The sequence below is a fragment of the Lactobacillus sp. UMNPBX16 genome (genome assembly GCF_002553775.1).
In the GTDB taxonomy this organism is placed as follows: domain Bacteria; phylum Bacillota; class Bacilli; order Lactobacillales; family Lactobacillaceae; genus Lactobacillus; species Lactobacillus crispatus.
Window position 1 is genome coordinate 135,900 of record NZ_PCYU01000014.1, and the last position, 19,095, is coordinate 154,994.

The 19,095-nt window shown below is 38.3% G+C and carries 15 protein-coding genes; 1 reads left to right on the forward strand and 14 read right to left on the reverse strand.

Annotated features, from left to right (window positions below; translation table 11 throughout):
- Positions 1 to 111: 111 nt before the first annotated feature.
- Entirely contained in the window at positions 112 to 696 is a 585-nt protein-coding gene (gene clpP, locus CP367_RS04175) for an ATP-dependent Clp endopeptidase proteolytic subunit ClpP (protein WP_005718663.1), read from the forward strand.
- A 64-nt stretch (positions 697 to 760) separates the two neighbouring features.
- On the opposite strand, the gene whiA is transcribed toward clpP, so the two are convergent.
- The 14 genes from whiA to secA all read right to left on the reverse strand — a co-directional run bounded on the left by whiA (position 761) and on the right by secA (position 18,962).
- Positions 761 to 1,696 carry a DNA-binding protein WhiA gene (gene whiA, locus CP367_RS04180; RefSeq protein ID WP_005722729.1) on the reverse strand — a complete coding sequence of 312 codons (936 nt, stop codon included), beginning with the start codon at positions 1,694 to 1,696 and terminating at the stop codon, positions 761 to 763.
- The gene (gene yvcK, locus CP367_RS04185) at positions 1,689 to 2,732 is read right to left on the reverse strand and encodes a gluconeogenesis factor YvcK family protein (protein ID WP_005718658.1); all 1,044 of its coding nucleotides are present in this window, start codon (positions 2,730 to 2,732) and stop codon (positions 1,689 to 1,691) included. The genes whiA and yvcK overlap by 8 nt, the downstream gene beginning before the upstream one ends.
- 10 nt (positions 2,733 to 2,742) lie before the next feature.
- Positions 2,743 to 3,624 (reverse strand): RNase adapter RapZ, encoded by an 882-nt coding sequence (rapZ, locus tag CP367_RS04190; RefSeq protein ID WP_005718656.1) that lies wholly within the window; start codon positions 3,622 to 3,624, stop codon positions 2,743 to 2,745.
- 93 nt (positions 3,625 to 3,717) lie between these two features.
- Positions 3,718 to 4,260, reverse strand: a complete 543-nt coding sequence (locus CP367_RS04195) for an HdeD family acid-resistance protein (protein WP_005718654.1) — start codon at positions 4,258 to 4,260, stop codon at positions 3,718 to 3,720.
- 72 nt (positions 4,261 to 4,332) lie between these two features.
- On the reverse strand, positions 4,333 to 7,173 hold the full coding sequence (uvrA, locus tag CP367_RS04200) for an excinuclease ABC subunit UvrA (RefSeq protein ID WP_005722725.1): 2,841 nt from the start codon (positions 7,171 to 7,173) through the stop codon (positions 4,333 to 4,335).
- Positions 7,163 to 9,208: an excinuclease ABC subunit UvrB gene (gene uvrB, locus CP367_RS04205; protein ID WP_005722724.1), complete on the reverse strand. Its 2,046-nt coding sequence runs from the start codon at positions 9,206 to 9,208 to the stop codon at positions 7,163 to 7,165. The genes uvrA and uvrB overlap by 11 nt, the downstream gene beginning before the upstream one ends.
- Positions 9,209 to 9,310: 102 nt before the next feature.
- Positions 9,311 to 11,035 (reverse strand): phospho-sugar mutase, encoded by a 1,725-nt coding sequence (locus CP367_RS04210; protein ID WP_057727008.1) that lies wholly within the window; start codon positions 11,033 to 11,035, stop codon positions 9,311 to 9,313.
- Between the two features lie 166 nt (positions 11,036 to 11,201).
- Positions 11,202 to 12,140, reverse strand: coding sequence for a thioredoxin-disulfide reductase (gene trxB / locus CP367_RS04215; protein WP_005718646.1), 939 nt, complete (start codon positions 12,138 to 12,140; stop codon positions 11,202 to 11,204).
- Between the two features lie 81 nt (positions 12,141 to 12,221).
- Positions 12,222 to 13,241, reverse strand: a complete 1,020-nt coding sequence (locus tag CP367_RS04220; RefSeq protein WP_089146331.1) for an NAD(P)H-dependent glycerol-3-phosphate dehydrogenase — start codon at positions 13,239 to 13,241, stop codon at positions 12,222 to 12,224.
- 41 nt (positions 13,242 to 13,282) lie between these two features.
- Positions 13,283 to 14,122 carry a prolipoprotein diacylglyceryl transferase gene (lgt, locus tag CP367_RS04225; RefSeq protein ID WP_065990290.1) on the reverse strand — a complete coding sequence of 280 codons (840 nt, stop codon included), beginning with the start codon at positions 14,120 to 14,122 and terminating at the stop codon, positions 13,283 to 13,285.
- Complete coding sequence (gene hprK / locus CP367_RS04230) at positions 14,115 to 15,086, reverse strand: HPr(Ser) kinase/phosphatase (RefSeq protein ID WP_065990292.1); 972 nt, start codon at positions 15,084 to 15,086, stop codon at positions 14,115 to 14,117. The genes lgt and hprK overlap by 8 nt, the downstream gene beginning before the upstream one ends.
- A 14-nt stretch (positions 15,087 to 15,100) precedes the next feature.
- Entirely contained in the window at positions 15,101 to 15,373 is a 273-nt protein-coding gene (locus CP367_RS04235) for a hypothetical protein (protein ID WP_013086056.1), read from the reverse strand.
- A gap of 8 nt (positions 15,374 to 15,381) precedes the next feature.
- Positions 15,382 to 16,498 (reverse strand): peptide chain release factor 2 gene (gene prfB / locus CP367_RS04240; protein WP_098034847.1). Its coding sequence is split into 2 segments (ribosomal slippage): positions 15,382 to 16,425 and positions 16,427 to 16,498, totalling 1,116 coding nucleotides; the frame shifts between segments, so codons are not numbered across the junction.
- A gap of 64 nt (positions 16,499 to 16,562) precedes the next feature.
- Positions 16,563 to 18,962, reverse strand: a complete 2,400-nt coding sequence (secA, locus tag CP367_RS04245) for a preprotein translocase subunit SecA (RefSeq protein ID WP_061204544.1) — start codon at positions 18,960 to 18,962, stop codon at positions 16,563 to 16,565.
- Positions 18,963 to 19,095 lie beyond the last annotated feature (133 nt).

Consider the following 19,095-nt stretch of genomic DNA (forward strand, 5'->3'; position numbering starts at 1 on the left):
CCATTGTTACCATTGAGCTTCTTTATTTGACACTTTCATTACGAAGTGATTTAATTAGCACTGTACTTGAAAGAGTGCTAATTAATACGAAATCAATTAGGAGGCAAATTTATGCTAGTACCTACAGTTATTGAACAAACTGCTCGTGGTGAACGTGCTTATGACATTTACTCACGCTTATTAAAAGACAGAATTATCATGCTTAGCGGTGAAATTAATGACCAAATGGCTAACTCAATCATCGCTCAATTACTCTTCCTTGATGCTCAAGACAATACCAAGGATATTTCACTTTATATCAACTCACCAGGTGGTGTAATCACCTCCGGCTTAGCTATCATGGATACCATGAACTTTATTAAGTCAGACGTATCAACTATTGCAATTGGTATGGCAGCTTCAATGGCTTCTATCCTCTTGACTAGTGGTACTAAGGGTAAGCGTTTTGCACTTCCTAACTCAACTGTTTTAATTCACCAACCATTAGGTGGTGCTCAAGGTCAACAAACTGATATCCAAATTGCAGCTAACGAAATTTTGAAGAGCCGTAAGAAGATCAACGAAATTTTGCACGAAACTACCGGTCAACCTTTGGAAAAGATCCAAAAGGATACTGAACGTGACAACTACTTAACTGCTGAAGAAGCCAAGGAATATGGTTTGATTGACGAAATCATGGTTAATAAGAAGAAGTAATTAATTATTAAAAATTATTCACACTCTAAAAGGAGCTTGCACTCATTGTGCAGGCTCCTTTTTCTTATTCTCTTAAACTCTCAGCTAACTCATGTAGTTTCTTAAATCGGTGATTAACTCCTGACTTCGAAATCGGACCATCCGGAATTTGATTAGCTACTTCCTTTAAAGTTAATTCTGGATGCGCCAATCTAAAACGCGCTAAAACTTGCAATTTCTCTGGTAGATCATCTAAGCCGTTTTCTTGTTCAATCAGCTGGATGTCTTCTACCTGCTTAGCTGAAGCTGAGGCTGTTTTTTTCATATTCGCGGTATCACAATTAACCAAGCGATTAACCGAATTTCGCATATCTCGCATAATACGCAAATCTTCAAAGTTAAGCATTGCATTAAGTGCACCCACTATATGCAAAAAGTCGCCAATTTTTGCGGCTTCTTTTAAATAAACAATATAGCCTCTTCTACGTTTAGTTGCTTTAGCATTTAAATAAAAATAATTATTCATCAACTTACATAAATCCTCATTATGGTCCTCATAAGTTGAATAAATCTCCAAGTGATAACGACTCGTTTCTGGATTATTGACACTACCTCCGGCTAGAAATGCACCGCGTAAATAGGACATTGCTCCTTCACGTGAAGTCATAATTCTCTGAGGAATTCGCGTTACCAAACCTTTTTCAGGATCCCAGATTTGTAAGTTTTCTAGGATTTCTTGTACCTTCTGATTCAATCGTACCAAATATTGATTATTTTTTTTCAATTTCATCTTGCGCGAGACAATCAACAATGGCTCAATACCATAAGCAATCTTAATCAGCTTAAAAATTCGTCGAGCAATCGCAGGATTTTCTGTAGTGATATCTAGGCTAAATTGATGATCGTGCAAGTTTAATACACCATTCATTCGCAAAAAAGCAGCTAACTCTGCTTTGGCATGCTCTGGATGCACCTCAAGCGAAGTTAGCTCCTTTTTGACTTCACTAGCATAACTAGCCATCATTTTCCTTCATTCTTTTACGTGACATTGATTCAAATGCCAGATTAATAATTTCTTTTCCTACCTTTTCACCATCATGAAATACCAATCCATGACGTTGATCGATAAAGTCATCAGTAATGACACGGCAGTTTTGCTTTCTTAAGCCTTCAAAGTCATTCTTAACAGGCTCAAGATAAGCATCATAATCTTCTGGGTGAAATTTGCTCATATCAATTTTGGCACCATTAACCAGAGCGGTATTGATATAATTTCCACCTAAGTGATCGTTAATTACCTGTACGTGTTCCGCATCACTAAAGTGATCTGTCTCACCACGCTGAGTCATGATATTGCAAATATAAATAACCTCGGCGTCAGTCTCACGCACTGCTTCACCTAAATTAGAGATCATTAAGTTAGGTAAAATTGAAGTAAATAAACTACCTGGCCCAAGTACGACTGCATCAGCTTGCATAATCGAAGCCAGTACTGGTAAAACAGCTCTAGGCTCTTCATCCGAATCAGTATCGGTCACCCAGACACGCTTAATCCGCTTATCTTTAGATGTGATTTCAGTTTCACCAGACTCCGTAGTTCCATCCACGAATTCTGCGTTTAAAGTCAATGGTTCATTGGAAGCTGGAAAAACATGACCATCAATTTTCATCATTTTTGACAAAGATTGAACTGCATCAAAGATATTGCCATGCATTTCATTCAATGCCGCAATAATTAAATTACCGATTGCATGTCCTGAAAAAAAGGAATCGGATGAATCAAATCGATACTGAAAAATATTCTTTTCTTCCTGAGGTAAGTCACTAAGTGATACCAAAACATTACGGATATCACCAGGTGGAACTACGTTAATAAAGTTACGGATTGAACCAGATGAACCGCCGTCATCTGAAACCGTTACGATTGCAGTAATTTCCGCGTTTTGATCTTTTAAGGCATTCAAAATAACTGGTAAACCCGTACCGCCACCAATTACGACTACACGGGGACGTCTGCCTTTAATCACGCGAACAATCCTTGTTTCTCCATATGGCACAGGTGCGCACCTACTTTCTAATATAACGACTCACTTCACGGTGAGTAATATCGACTGGATATTTTTTAGCTAAATCTCGTGCCAACTGTTGGGCAATTGAAACACTCCGGTGTTGACCCCCAGTACAACCAATTGCAATGGTCAACTTTTCCTTCCCCTCTTTGATATATCCAGGGATAGCTGTTTCAAGCAAATCAAGCAATTTTTTATAAAAGACCTGTGTTTCTTCTTTGTTCATCACATAGTCAAATACACGCTTGTCCAGTCCCGTAAATGGTCTTAATTCTGAAATATAAAATGGGTTAGGCAAAAAACGCACATCCATTACAATATCTGCATCAATTGGCATCCCATACTTAAAGCCAAATGACATCACTTCAATTGAAAATGGCTGCCGCTTGCGATCACTAAATGTATTGATTAATTTTTGCTTTAATTCCTTAGTCGACAAGTTTGACGTATCGATAATATAATTTGATCTATTTTTAATTGGCATTAAAATACGACGTTCTTCTTGAATGCCATCAAGCAAGCGACCTTTGCCATTATTGGCTAAAGGCGGAAGACGCCTTGTTTCTTTATAACGAGCAACCAAGACATCATCGGAAGCATCCAAAAATAGGATAGTAGCTTGCACATTGCCATTATCTTCAAGTGAATTAACTTCATCCAATAAATCGCGATAAAATGTCTTAACTCGTAAATCAATTACTACGGCTACCTTATGAAAGTCATTGGAATTATTAATTAAATCCCAAAAACTACCTAATAAAGTTGGAGGAAGATTATCGACTACAAAGTAGCCCATATCTTCTAAGTCATGAGCGACCACAGTTTTACCTGCTCCGCTCATGCCTGTGACTATTAATAATTGTTTTTTCTCATCAGCCATGCTAAAATCCTCCTCTTTACAAATTATATCATACCGGGTGTGTCATAATTGTGCAAAAAAAAGAAGCCTTTCGGCTTAAATTTTTATCAAATATTAACGGTGCATAAATGCAACCACAATTTCATTAATGCCAAAGACTAATAACCAGAATGCAACTAACCATACTAAGCTTAAGGCTGCGATTACTGGATTAATAATTAAGAAGAAGGCAATAATCAAACTTAAAATATTCAAAATCAAGTTAAATACAAAGTATCCGGTTGAAAATGCACGTAAGTGCCATGACCAAGCAATACCTACAACTGAATCAACAAAGAACCAGATTGCAAATAAGTAAGCGATAGTCAAACCACCAATATCATATGAGCAAATGAACAAGATACCGATAATGATATCTAATACACCTGACACAATTGCTACCCAACTACGTGAGAAAAATTCACGAAAGCGTGAGTAAGCAGCCAACCATACAATACCTTGAACGATTGATACAATAGCAAAAATCAAGACAAATGCATGCAACCCTTTAGCTGGGTGACGTAATAACACGAACGCAACTACGACCATTAAGATACCGGCAATAAATGCGCCCCAGTCAAAGCCGTGATTATCTCTAGAACTAGAAAAAATATCCATTTTTATTCCTCCTTGCAGACTATTTTACACTTATTCAAGGTTAATAAAAACTATTGGCTATTGTCTTCTAGCCTATTTTTTTGCTTCTTTTGTTAGTTTAGTATCGCGTTCTAAGACTGGTTTCAAATACTGACCAGTATAGCTTTCTTTAACTTTCGCTACTTCTTCTGGCGTACCGGTAGCCACAATTTGACCGCCACGTTCCCCTCCTTCAGGACCTAAGTCAATCAGCCAATCTGCATTTTTAATTACATCAAGATTATGCTCAATAATTAAAACCGTATTGCCTTCATCTACCAACCGCTGCAAAACTTCTAATAAACGCTTGATATCATCGGTATGCAAACCGGTAGTTGGTTCATCAAGAATATAGAAATTTTTACCAGTAGAAAGTTTTTGCAATTCAGCAGCTAATTTCATTCTTTGAGCTTCACCACCAGATAAAGTTGTAGCGGATTGACCTAATTTCACATAGCCCAAACCTACATCAACGATAGTCTGGAGTTTACGCTGAATCTTAGGAATATTTTCGAAAAACTTAGTTGCTTCATTAATCGTCATATCAAGCACTTGAGCAATATTCTTTCCCCGATAAGTTACTTCCAATGTTTCAGAATTATAACGAGTGCCGTGACAAACCTCACATGGTACATATACATCAGGCAAAAAGTTCATTTCAATCTTGATAATTCCATCACCATGACAGGCTTCACAACGTCCACCTTTGACGTTGAACGAAAATCTTGCTTTAGTATAACCACGCAATTTTGCTTCATTAGTTTGAGCAAATAAGGTTCTGATATCATCAAAAACACTAGTATAAGTTGCAGGATTACTACGTGGTGTTCTACCAATAGGGCTTTGATCGATATCGATAATTTTTTCAATATTCTTGTAACCCTTGATTGACTTATATTTGCCTGGCTTAGTTGAATTATTGTTTAATTTTTGGGCTAAAGCGCGTTTCAAGATCATATTAACCAAAGTAGATTTACCAGAACCTGAGACACCACTGACCACAATAAATTTGCCCAACGGAAAATCAACATTAATATTCTTTAAATTATTTTCTTGAGCTCCAGTAATTGTAATCTTTTTACCATTGCCTTTACGACGCTTCAATGGAACCGGCACAAATTTTTTACCAGACAAATATTGCCCCGTTAAAGAATCAGGATTCTGCTCTACTTCTTTAGGAGTTCCTTGTGCCATAACTTTACCACCGTAAACACCGGCACCAGGTCCCATATCAACCAAATAGTCAGCTTGCCGCATTGTTTCGTCATCGTGCTCTACCACAATTAAAGAATTGCCTAAATCACGCATTCTCTTTAAAGAAGCAATCAGCCGATCATTATCGCGTTGATGCAAACCGATAGATGGTTCATCCAAAACATACATAACTCCCGATAAGTTTGAGCCAATTTGAGTTGCCAACCGAATACGCTGAGCTTCACCACCAGACAAGGTATTAGCTGATCGAGAAAGAGTTAAATAATCTAATCCTACACTATCCAAGAATGAAAGACGATCGCGTACTTCCTTTAAAATCGGCTTAGCAATCATAGTCTCTTGCTCGCTTAATTTGACGTCCTTAAAGAAATCAAGTGCTTTATCAATAGAAAGCTCCGAAGCTTCCGCGATATCCTTGCCCATGACTTTCACTGCTAATGCTTTTTCATTCAAACGCTTGCCGTGACAAGTTGAACAAGTAAGTTCAGTCATATATTTGCCCATCACATCACGCATAAACTTGGACATTGGTCGTTTATAACGCCGCTCAACATTGGCCATTACTCCTTCAAATGGTTGAACGGTATCATTAACGCCAAAGTCACCAGTTACATGGAATTTCACCGGCTTAGTTGAGCCATGCAGAATAATGTCGCGTTGACGTTTAGTTAGTTTATTAAAAGGCTTATCCATCGGAATTTTTAATGCCGTGCAAGCTTGTTCCAACATTTCAGTATAGTAATTGGAAGTCTTCCATGGAGCCAGTGCACCTTCAGCTAAAGATTTTGTTTTGTCCGGAACAACCAAATCTTCGTCTACTGCTAACTTCATCCCTAACCCATCACAATCAGGGCAGGCACCAAATGGTGCATTAAAGGAGAACAGTCTTGGTTCCATTTCACCCACAGTAAAGCCACACTTTGGACAAGCATAATACTCAGAAAAGTTAAGCATTTCACCGCCAATTACATCAACATTCATGTAGCCATCTGACAAACGAAGTGCAGCTTCAACAGAATCAAATAAGCGAGACTTAATGCTATCCTTAACAATCAAACGGTCAACGACAATATCGATTGAGTGGCGCTTGTTCTTAGCTAATTCAAAATCCTCACCAATTTCGTGCATCTCACCATCAACAATTACACGAACATATCCTGCACGTTGTACTCGCTTAAATACTTCCTTGTGTTCTCCACGCTTAGCACGAATAACTGGCGCTAAAATTTGAATTTTCGTTCTTTCTGGTAAAGCCATCACTCGGTCAACCATCTGATCAACTGATTGTCGTTGAATCAGCGTCCCATCATTAGGACAAATTGGATGGCCTACTCTGGCCCAAAGCAAACGTAAATAATCATTAATCTCAGTGACGGTCCCAACTGTTGACCGTGGATTATGTGACGTTGTTTTTTGATCAATTGAAATTGCTGGATTTAAACCATCAATTGAATCCACATCTGGTTTATCCATTTGCCCCAAAAACTGTCTAGCATAACTAGAAAGTGATTGCACATAACGTCTACGCCCTTCTGCATAAAGCGTATCAAAGGCTAAAGAACTTTTACCTGAACCAGATAAGCCAGTAATAACTACTAACTTATCCTTAGGAATAGTTAAATTAATGTCTTTTAAATTATGTTCACGTGCTCCGCGAATAACGATCTTATCATTTGCCATTAAAATTCTTTCCTTTTCTTGTCTTCGGTTTTCTTGATGATTTTTGCAATTCCATAATTGCATCCCGCAAGTTAGCAGCTTCTTCAAAGTCAAGCTTCTTAGCTGCTTCTTGCATTTGCTCTTGCAAGTTGCTAATCATTGTCTTCTTTTGCTTAGCCGTCAATTCATCAAAATTAAGATCTGCAAAACTATCAGATTTTTCTTCTTTTTCACTCGACGGTTTAGTAATCGAAATTACGTCTTGAATCGGCTTAATGATTGTCTTAGGCGTTATGCCATGCTCCTTGTTAAATTCCATCTGAATTTTACGCCGACGCTTGGTAGCTTTAATCGCTGCTCTCATGGAATCAGTAATCGTATCAGCATACATGATTACTTCACCATTGGCATTACGGGCGGCCCGTCCCATAGTCTGAACCAGCGGCCGATATGCTCTCAAGAAGCCTTCCTTATCTGCATCCAGAATTGCTACCAGTGAAACTTCCGGTACATCGATTCCTTCCCGCAACAGGTTAATTCCAATTAAGACATCGAACTTACCTAACCGTAAGTCACGCAAAATTTGCATTCTTTCCAGCGTCTTAATATCAGAGTGCAAATAACGTACTTTAATTCCTAAGTCCTTCAAATAATCGGTTAAGTCTTCCGCCATTTTTTTGGTCAAAGTAGTAACAAAGACTCGTTCATGACGGTCAATCCGTTTATTAATTTCGCCAACTAAATCATCAATTTGCCCCTCAATTGGCCTTACTTCAATCTTGGGATCAAGCAATCCGGTTGGTCGAATAATTTGTTCAACCTTATGATCTGTTCGTTCAAGTTCATAATCACCTGGGGTAGCTGAGACATACAAAATTTGATTAACATGCTTTTCAAATTCGGATAGCTTTAATGGACGGTTATCAAGTGCAGATGGCAAACGGAAACCATAGTCAATCAAGGTTTGCTTACGATTACGGTCACCATTGTACATTGCTCTAATTTCAGGCATAGTAGCATGTGATTCGTCAATTAAAATTAAGAAATCATCTGGGAAGAAGTCCAACAAAGTATACGGTGGCTCTCCTGCTTTTCGTCCTTCCATATGCCTTGAATAGTTTTCAATTCCGTTGGTATAGCCAACTTCACCCATCATTTCCATATCATAGGTAGTACGTTGCTTGATTCTTTCAGCTTCAAGCAATTTGCCTTCGCCTTCGAACTTTTTAACCTGCAATTTCATCTCTTTAGAAATTGCTCCCAAAGCTCGCCGCAATTGCTCGTCATTGGTCATAAAGTGCGTAGCTGGGAAAAGCGAAATACTCTCACGCTCACCGATCACCTCACCGGTTAACGAATCAACTTCAACAATGCGATCAATTTCATCACCAAAGAATTCAATTCGATAAGCATGATTAGAATTGCCGGCTGGAAAGACCTCAACTACATCCCCGCGGACCCGAAAACGACCGCGTTGAAAGTCAATATCATTACGATCATATTGAATATTTACCAAATCACGCAACAAGGTATTACGGTCATATTCTTCGCCTTCATGGATCATCAAGACACTGCGCGCATACTCTTTAGGATCACCCAAACCATAGATACAAGAAACCGAAGCAACAACTACTACGTCATTACGCTCCATTAAAGCTGAGGTAGTAGCATGCCGCAACTGATCAATTTCATCATTGATTGCCGAATCCTTTTCAATATAAGTGTCTGATTGTGGAACGTAAGCTTCTGGCTGATAATAATCATAGTATGAAACAAAATATTCAACTGCATTATTAGGAAAGAAACTTTTAAACTCACCATATAGCTGCCCTACCAAGGTCTTATTATGCGTAATAACTAATGTAGGCTTATTCAGCTTAGCAATAATATTGGCCATGGTGAAAGTTTTCCCAGTACCAGTTGCACCTTCCAGAATCTGTTCTTTATATCCTTTTTTAAATCCAGCAGTCAGTTTATCAATAGCTTGCTCTTGATCACCGGCTGGTTTAAACTTTGATACTAATTCAAATTTGCGATTTTTTTGTCGTTTAATCATAAAAAACTCCTCAAGAAAAAAGTTGGACAAGCATAGTCCAACTTTTTAATTAGTATCTATATTTTACTACCGCGAACGTGCTTTCGCACGAAAAATGCTTAATTATTTAAGTAAATCTGCTAAAGCCTTTTGATAATCTTCAGCTGCCTTTTCTGCAGTGGCAATGTCTTTTTTGTTTACACCAACATAGGCCTTAATTACTGGTTCAGTACCTGATGGGCGAAGTGCTACCCAGGTTTCATCATCTAAGAAGTACTTCAACACATTAGATTCTGGGAACCCTTCTAATGGTGTCTTCTTGCCATTTTCAATAGTTTCTTTTTGCAAGAAATCTTGAATCTTAAGCACTTTACTACCGCCGATTTCGGTTAAGTGCTCATTACGCAACTTGCTCATTAATTCGGCCATCTTCTTTTGACCACCAATACCTGGCATTTCAATTGCACGGGTAATTTCATAAGCAACGCCATACTTTTGCCAAATTTCTTGCAAACCATCAAAGACAGTCATCCCACGTGAAGCATAGTATGAAGCAACTTCGGCAAACATCAATGCACCCTGCATGGCATCCTTATCACGAGCAAATGGTTTAAACAAATAGCCATAGCTTTCTTCAAAGCCCATCAAGAACTTAGCATCACCAGCTTTATTCATCCGGTCAACTTCTTCACCAATGTACTTAAAGCCCGTCAAAACATGCTTAGTCTTAATACCAAAGTCCTCTGCAATCTTAAATGGCAAAGCACTAGAAACAACTGAAGTAACGATCTCATAATCAGGGGTTAATTGACCATTTTCCTTCATATGAGCCAATAGGTAGTAAGCCATCAAAGTAGCAATTTGGTTACCAGTCAAAACTTGGAAATCACCATCAGTTTTTCTAACTGCTGCACCCATTCTATCAGCATCCGGGTCAGTAGCAATAATGACATTAGCATTTACCTTATTTGCCAACTTAAAACCAGGTTCAAAAACATCACGGTATTCTGGATTAGGCTTAATTGTGGTTGGAAATTCTGGATCAATGATTGATTGACTTGGCACAGGAATCACATTATCAAAGCCGCCTTGTCTGAAAGCACGATCATAAAGCATCTTGCCTGTACCATGAAGTGGAGTATAAATGATCTTTAACTTGTCAGCGTTGGCCTTAACCATCTCTGGATCAACAGTTACTTGCTTCAATTCATTCAAGTAATCTTCATCAACATCTTCACCTATTAACTGCAAGGTGCCATTAGCACGCAATTCTTTTACTGGTGCAGCCTTGACAGCAAAAATATCAGTTACTTTTTGAGCATAAGCAAAAAGTCGATCTGCATTATCTGGTGCCATTTGTGCACCATCTTCACCGTAAACTTTATAGCCATTGTATTGCTTAGCATTGTGTGAAGCAGTGATATTAATTCCAGCGAAAGTATGCAAATGACGTACTGCATATGAAAGTTCTGGTGTCGGTCTTAAATCATCAAATAAGTAAACATGAATTCCGTGTGCACCTAAAACTCTGGCAGCATGTTCTGCAAACTCTCTTGAGTGATATCTTGAATCAAAGGAAATAGCTACCCCACGCTTTTTAGCATCAGCACCATTTTCTTCAATTAAACGAGCTAAGCCTTCAGTTACTCGACCTACAGTAAACAAGTTAATCCGGTTGGTACCGGGTTCAAGACGACCACGCATCCCCGCAGTACCAAAATTAATATCCTGTCCAAAGGCATCTTCGATCCATTTTTCATCCTTGCCCAAAGTATTTAATTGATCTTTTAAATAATCTGGTAAATTAGTAGCTTTTTGCCATTCTGTATAAATTTCTTTAGCGTCCATCAATGTCCTCTATTCATTAAAAATTGGATTTCTAAAGCGCTTTCAAACTGTTAACAATTTTCTATTATCTGCTATTAATTATAAAACTTATTAGTCATTAATTTAAGCTTTAGACAAAAAAAGACATGTCCAATACGAACATGTCTTAATGAAAAAACGAATAAATTTAATTTTTCTTGTCTTGCAAGTCTTGGTAGTAATTATATGCAGCTTGACCAGCTACACTACCTTCACCAACTGCATTAGCAATTTGGCGTAAATCTTTTTGACGAACATCACCTAAAGCAAAGATACCAGGCACCTTAGTTTCCATATGATCATCAGTTACAATCCAACCATGGTCATCCAAGATACCAAGATCCTTAAAAGGTTCAGTTTGTGGTAAAACACCCACGTAAATAAAGACACCAGCAACTGGAATTTCTTTTTCGGCACCAGTTTCCTTATCGCGGTACTTAACCCCTGTGACTTTCATGTCATCGCCTAAGATTTCTTCAGTTTGTGCATTCCAAATGAAATGCATCTTCTTGTTGGCAAATGCACGCTTTTGCAAAGTTGGTTGTGCTCGCAATTGATCACGGCGGTGAATAACTGTAACGCTCTTAGCTAATTGTGAAAGATAAATTCCTTCTTCAATTGCTGAATCACCACCACCGATGACAGCTACATCTTCATCTTTAAAGAAAGCGGCATCGCAGACGGCACAATATGAAACACCTTTGCCTGAATATTCTTCTTCTCCAGGCACATTCAAATGCTTATGATCTGAACCTGTAGCAATAATTACGATCGGTGCACGATACTCATTGCCATCATCAGTTTTAACTAACTTATCCTCGCCATCGAGTTCAACACTTTGTACGTTGCCATACTTATAATCTGGTTCAAACTTCATCATTGTGTCGTACATCTTTTGACTAAGTTCTGGACCTTTGATTTCAGAAAAACCAGGATAATTGTCGATAGCATCAGTATTGTTCATTTGACCGCCATAGGGACCGCGATCAAGAACAAGAATCTTTAAGTTAGCACGCGCAGCATATAAGCCAGCAGTCATTCCACCAGGACCTGCACCAATAATAATTACGTCGTATTTATCAGCCATAATCTATCCTTCTTTCCACTTACTTTTGATAAGTAAATAATACAATAGATTTAACTTCTTGCCAACTATTTTGCTTATCTTTTATAAACGAATTTCAGGCTTTGGTTCTCTACCCATCATTTTCTTAATTTCTGTATCAACATCAGCATCTTCATAAAGAACACGGTAGATTGCCTCTGAAATTGGCATATCAATGCCCTTTTCTTCACATAATTCGTGAACAGCTTTAACAGTAGTAGCGCCTTCGACAACTTGTCCCATATTTTTCAAAACGTAATCTAAAGTCTTGCCTTCGCCGATTTGTTTACCAGCACGCCAATTACGTGAGTTTACTGAAGTACAAGTTACAATTAAGTCACCAATACCTGACAAGCCTGAGAAGGTCATTGGCTTAGCACCAAAGTATTGCACACCCAAACGAGTGATTTCTGCTAAACCTCTAGTCATCAAGGCAGCTTTGGCGTCATCACCATATCCTTGGCCTACTAAAATACCTGCAGCAATCGCAATTACGTTCTTAACGGCACCACCAACTTCTACACCTACTAAATCATCGTTAGTGTAGAAACGAACGTAGTCATTGGAGAACAATTCTTGTACCCGCTTAGCATTTTCTTCATTTGTTGAAGCACAAGCAATAGCAGTTAAATCTTTTTGAGCAACGTTTTCAGCATGACTAGGTCCTGAAATTGCCACAATCTTATCTTCATCATTTGGATAAATTTCTTCAGTTAAAATTTCAGAAATAAGCTTCTTGCTGCCTGGTTCAATTCCTTTAGTTGCAGTAACTAACAAAGGCTTAGCACCTGTTTTATCTAAAACTTTGCGAACATTTTTAGCAACAATTCTAACGGCCTTAGTTGGTAAAACAAACAAAACTAATTCTGCACCATCAAGAGCCTCTTCTAAGTCACCAGTAGCTTTGGCATTTTCATTCAACTTCCAGTCCTTCATATAATGACTGTTAGTATGGTGAGCATTAATTTCTTCATTAACGCTATCAATGTTACCGTAAAGAGTTACATCGTTACCATTATCGGCTAACATCGAACCCAATACTGAACCCCATGAACCATTACCTAAAACTGCAATCTTCGTCATTTTTTCTCTCAAACTTTCTAAATAAAATCTTTTTATTAATTCTAATCTCTAGAATACGGGTATTTTAATCCACTACCATCCAAATACCATTTTGGCTTAACGACCTTGCGCCGATAAATCCATAAGGCAATTGTACCAATAAAAAGGATTAAACTTAATGCCTGTGATACTCGTATTATACCAAAAATATACAGGCTGTCTGTTCTCATTCCTTCAACAAAGAACCTCACTACACTATACCAAAGAAGATAGGTCATGAAAACTTCCCCTTGCTTAAAGAGATGTTTCTTATGACGCAAGGACAAAATTAAAATTAAACCAATCAAATTAAAAAATGATTCATACAAAAAAGTTGGTTGATAATATGTCCCACCTATTTTCATTTGGGCAATGATAAATTGCGGTAAATGCAAACTTTGTAAAAAATGAAGCGTAGTTGGCGCACCGTGAGCTTCCTGATTAACAAAATTGCCCCAGCGCCCTAAAATTTGAGCGGCCATTACCCCCGGCGCAATAATGTCTAACATCAAAAATGGCGGTAACATACGCTTATAGCAGAAAACTAACAGTACAATTAAACCGGCGATTAATCCACCATAAATGGCAATCCCACCATTCCAAATGGCAATGATTTGTTCTGGGTACTGTGAGTAGTAGCTCCATTCAAAAATCACATAATAAATTCGAGCACCAACATAACCTAGAGGTACCGCCCATAACAATAAATCAACAAAGTCATCAGGAATAATTTGCCGCTTTTTTCCTTCATTAACTGCCATCAAGCAGGCCAAAACAATGGCAACTGCCATAATAATGCCATACCATTTAACGCTTAAACTTCCTAGATGAAAAGCTACTGGATTAATTATTAAACTAGTCATTATGTAGTTCCTCCTTATTCGTGTCTTCCTTTGAGTGTTCTGAGATTAAACTAGTTAAATTGTTATCAAAAGTTTGCGTAGCATCATAGCCCATCTTCTTAGCTCTGAAGTTCATCGCTGCAACTTCAATAATAATTTCAATATTGCGTCCAACCTTAACTGGAATATTAACCTGTGGAATTGGTACATTGCAGATTTCACGCGTATTTTCTTGAAAACCTAGGCGATCATAATTAGCTTTTGGATCCCAATTAACCAAATTAATTACCAGTTGGATTTCTGTTCTATTTTTTACGGCACCGGCACCAAATAAATTCATCACATCAATAATGCCAATTCCTCTGATCTCCATTAAGTGCTTTAAGATCTTTGGTGCTTCACCCACAACGGTATTATGGTCTTTTTGAAAAGCATCTACTCGATCATCCGCAATTAATCTGTGTCCTCTTTGAACTAATCCCAAAGCAGTTTCAGACTTACCAACACCAGATGCACCAGTTAACAGCACACCCATCCCTTTGATTTCAACCAAAACACCATGAATGCTGGTTCTTTTGGCTAAACGAGCACGCAAGTATTCAGTTAAAATACTGGATATATAGGTAGTTGACTCTCTTGTACGCAAAATTGGGATTTTGTGTTCCTCTGCTGCCGTAGTTAATTCTTCCGGTACAGGCAAAGATCGAGAAATCAAAAAACACGGTGTAGCCTTAGTACACATTTTGTTAAAGACATGCATTCTAATATCATGGTCCAAGCGTGCCGCATATGAAATTTCTGTCCGACCCAATAACTGAATTCGTTGCGCAGGATAAAAATCAAAATAACCAGTTAATTCTAATCCAGGGCGATAAATATCAGAAACATAAATTTCTTCATCTTTGATATATTCCTGTCCTTGGTAAACTTCAAGGATACTCTGATTGTCCTGGATCAATTTGCTTAATCTAACTTCATCAGCCATATTAGGCCTCCTAACTATTTATCAATATCTTTAGTGGTGACATTTCTAGCTTTTTTTCTTGGTCTAGGACCAGAAGTACTAGTAGCCTTAAACCACTCACGATAACTTCCACTACTTGGCATATTATCTTGATTTTTCCTTCCAGTAAACCGATAAATAAGCCAAATGATTAAAATCGCAATTACAGCTACTGGTAAAAGTAAAATAAATGCCTTAAATAGAACAAACAATAAACTTAAAATAATTAGCGCTACTAAAACAAGCGTTACAATTCCCATTAAACTCATTTTTTAACCTAATCTGGATTCTCTTGACTAAGCAACCACTGTAAATAGGAATAAATAAACGGTTGCAATTTTCCGTCCATTACTCCTTGAGCGTCAGCTGTTTCATGACCTGTCCGCAAATCTTTCACTAGGTTGTAAGGATGGAAAACATATGACCTAATTTGTGATCCCCAGCCAATCTCCTTTTGATCGCCTTTCAGAGCCTGCTTTTGCTTACGCTTTTTTTCTTCTTCTAAGTGAAAAAGCTTTGCTCTTAATTCATTCATCGCAGTTTCACGGTTTTGCAATTGTGAACGCTGTGCCTGAGACGTAGTCACAATTCCTGTTGGTAAGTGCGTAATTCTAACGGCACTAGAAGTTTTATTAATATGCTGCCCACCAGCACCACTAGAGCGGTAAACATCAATCCGTAAATCCTTAGGATCAATATCAATTTGAATACTGTCATCAACTTCTGGAATCACTTCTACAGAAGCAAATGATGTATGCCGTCTTTTAGCCGCATCAAATGGCGAAATTCTAACCAAACGATGGACACCATTTTCTGATTTAAGCATTCCGTAAGCATTTTTACCTACAATTCGCGCACTAACGCTCTTCAGCCCAGCTTCTTCACCAGGCTCATAATCGTTGATTTCAAATTTAAAACCAGCTGTATCACAATAACGTTGATACATTCTTAGAAGCATCTGTCCCCAGTCCATCGCTTCTGTACCGCCAGCACCAGGGTGAATTTCCATCAAAGCATTATGGCTATCATACTTACCCGACAAGAGCAGGTCTAACTCATAATTATGAAAATCTTCTTGCAGCGTAGCTAGATCCGCTTCAACTTCTTTTTGCAAGTCAGGATCTGGTTCTTCACGCAAAAGTTCAACCGCAGTAGTTTCGTCTTCGTAGCTAGTTTGCAATTTTAAAAATGAATCACGTTTTTCCTTTAATCGGTTGGTTTCACTAATTAATTTTTGCGCTTTTTCCTGGTTATTCCAAAAATCAGGCTGCGCCATCTTGTTTTCATTAATTTCGATGCTTTCATCAATCGCATCTAAGTCAAAGAGACCCCCTAAAGTGATTTAGACGTTTTTTTAGTTCATCTAACACACTTTGAATTTCACTAATTTCCATTTTTACCTACCATCTTTTATTTTATTGCAAAAAAAGGGAAGCTCTTAACTCCCCTTTTTCTTTATTAACGACTAAGATTTTGTCTAATTTCAGCCTTCATGAACAAACGAGTTACATCAAATTCAATATTTGAAATCATTTCTTCAAACATTCTGTAACCAGAATCTTGATATTCAACTAATGGGTTCAATTGACCGTATCCACGAAGACCAATTGATTGACGCAACTGATCCATTGCATCAATATGATCAGTCCAACGATCATCAACCACACGCAAGATAACTACCTTTTCAAATTCAAGCATTTGGCTAGGATCGCCTAAGGCCTTTTCCTTATCTTCGAAGTTTTGCTCAACAATGTCATAAAGCTTCTTCTTCAAATCTTCAACACTAATAGTCTTGAAGTCAATTGAGTCAGTTACCTTGTCTGAAGTCAAACTTGAGGAAATGAAATCGCGTAATGAGTCAAGACGCCATTCCTTGCGTTCACCTTGAGTAAACATTGCTACTTGGTGATCAATTGTTCTGTGAATCATTGGAATTAAAACATTCTTCAATGACTTATCAGCTTCAATGACCTGCATTCTTTCGCCGTAGATAATTTCACGTTGAATACGCATAACATCATCGTATTGCAAAGTTTGCTTACGAGTATCATAGTTATTACCTTCAACACGTTTTTGAGCAGATTCAACTTGGCGAGTAATCAAGCGACTTTCGATAACCTTATCATCATCATTATCTGATAAACGATCCAAGAAGTCCTTAACTCGATCACCACCAAAACGCTTCATCAAATCATCTTCAAGCGACAAGTAGAATCTGGTGTAACCTGGGTCACCCTGACGACCAGAACGACCACGAAGCTGGTTATCAATACGACGTGATTCGTGACGTTCAGTACCAATAACTGCCAGTCCACCAAGTTCCTTAACACCAGGCCCCAACTTAATATCAGTACCACGACCAGCCATGTTAGTAGCGATAGTTACCGCACCACGTTGACCAGCGTTCATGATGATTTGAGCTTCCTTAGCGTGGTTCTTAGCGTTCAAAACTGCGTGAGGAATACCTGCTTTATCAAGCATCTTACTCAAACGTTCTGAACTTTCAATGGCAACAGTACCCACCAAAACAGGTTGACCATTAGCGTGACGCTTCTTAATTTCTTCAACTACAGCGTGGAACTTAGAGTCCAAAGTTGGATACAAAATGTCTGGCATGTCTTTTCTGGCAATTGGACGGTTAGTAGGAATCGTGATTACCTGCATGTTGTAAATTTCACGGAATTCTTCCTCTTCAGTCTTAGCAGTACCAGTCATACCTGACAACTTCTTGTACATTCTGAAGAAGTTCTGGTAGGTAATAGTAGCTTGCGTTCTTGATTCTTCTTGAATCTTAACGCCTTCCTTAGCTTCAATAGCTTGGTGCAAGCCATCTGAGTAACGACGGCCTTCCATTACACGACCAGTGAATGAGTCAACGATCAAAACTTCGCCATCTTGAACAACGTAGTCGATATCCTTAAGCATGATGTAGTTGGCACGAAGAGCTTGGTCAATGTGGTGAACCAACTTTTGGTTTTCAACATCGTACAAGTTCTTTAGGCCAAAGTGTTGACAAGCCTTTTCAATACCAGTTCTGGTAAGTGAAATAGTCTTAGTTGGCCAGTCAATCTTGTAATCGCCGTGATCTTCATCATCGTCGGCATCATCATCGCTCTTGTCTTCAGTCAAAGTCTTAACAAAGCGGTCAGCACGGATGTAATCACTGTTTGCTTGTTCAGCTTCACCAGAAATAATCAAAGGAGTTCTAGCTTCATCGATTAAGATAGAGTCAACTTCGTCGATGATAGCGTAGTTCAATGGACGTTGTACCATTTGTTCCTTGTAAACAACCATGTTGTCACGCAAATAGTCAAAGCCAAGTTCTGAGTTAGTTGAGTAAGTAACATCACAGTTGTAAGCTGCACGCTTTTCGTCTGGTGACATTGAGTTCAAGTTCAAACCAACAGTTAAGCCAAGCCACTTGTAAAGTTGACCCATTTCTTCTTCGTCACGACTTGAAAGGTATTCGTTAACAGTAACAACGTGTACACCCTTGCCTTCAAGTGCGTTCAAGTATACTGGCATGGTTGCTGTCAAAGTCTTACCTTCACCAGTCATCATTTCGGCGATGTTACCGTAGTGAAGTGCAATACCACCCAAAATTTGTACGTGGAATGGGTAAAGTCCTAATACACGCTTAGCACCTTCACGGGCAACCGCAAAAGCTTCTGGTAAAATATCGTCTAAACTTTCACCTTTCTTTAAACGATCACGAAATTCTGGTGTCTTTGCTTGCAATTGCTCATCAGATAATTTGCTCATCTCATCTGCATGAGCTTCCACCTTATCTGCTATTTTTTCAAACTTTTTAAGTTCTCGTTTATCATCGTTATATAGTTTCTTTAAAATATTTGCCATTAAATCGGTCCTTATATGTCGTAAAGTCTAAAAATACAGATTAATTTTAACATGATTGCTATCAAAAGAAAAATATCTCACACAAAAAACCCCACGCAAAACTCACGCGAGGTTCCAATGTGTAAAAGTATTT